Origin of the sequence: Xenorhabdus entomophaga (assembly GCF_037996725.1) — a bacterium.
In the GTDB taxonomy this organism is placed as follows: domain Bacteria; phylum Pseudomonadota; class Gammaproteobacteria; order Enterobacterales; family Enterobacteriaceae; genus Xenorhabdus; species Xenorhabdus khoisanae.
The window spans coordinates 1-402 of sequence record NZ_JBBMXH010000369.1; the positions used below are offsets into that span (position 1 = coordinate 1).

At 38.1% G+C, this 402-nt stretch carries 1 protein-coding gene; it reads right to left on the bottom strand.

Annotated elements, in window-relative coordinates; all coding sequences use genetic code 11:
- Window positions 1-153: 153 nt before the first annotated feature.
- The coding region (locus AAC854_RS23240; RefSeq protein ID WP_340619147.1) for a transposase at window positions 154-402 on the bottom strand (249 nt) is incomplete at its 5' end.

Genomic DNA, 402 nt, shown 5'->3' on the forward strand with positions numbered 1-402 from the left:
TTATGCATATCAGGCTACTATTTCGGGTGTGAGAGCTGTGAAATTTATCACAGTTGACTCCCACCTTTTAATATCTCACCTGTTGCACTTAATATGTTAACTCAGCATTAATCAACTTGGCTAATGTTACATATGAAATTCATTTATACGCAATTAACTTGAAGATGCAGGTTTTAAAATCTGGAAATTATCCGTCAGCCGGGTAATGAGCTCACTGGCTTTTTCTGGCAATGTGACATGAAAAAAATGATGAAGTGTTTCACGGAATGTTTTTGCATCCGGAAAATAGATGTTGTTTCGTACCTGCTCGTTCGCGTATTTCCATAATCGCTCAATCGGGTTGAGATTAGGGCTGTAAGCAACTGTCTTGAACATAAAAATTATGGCGCAACGTGATGGTAA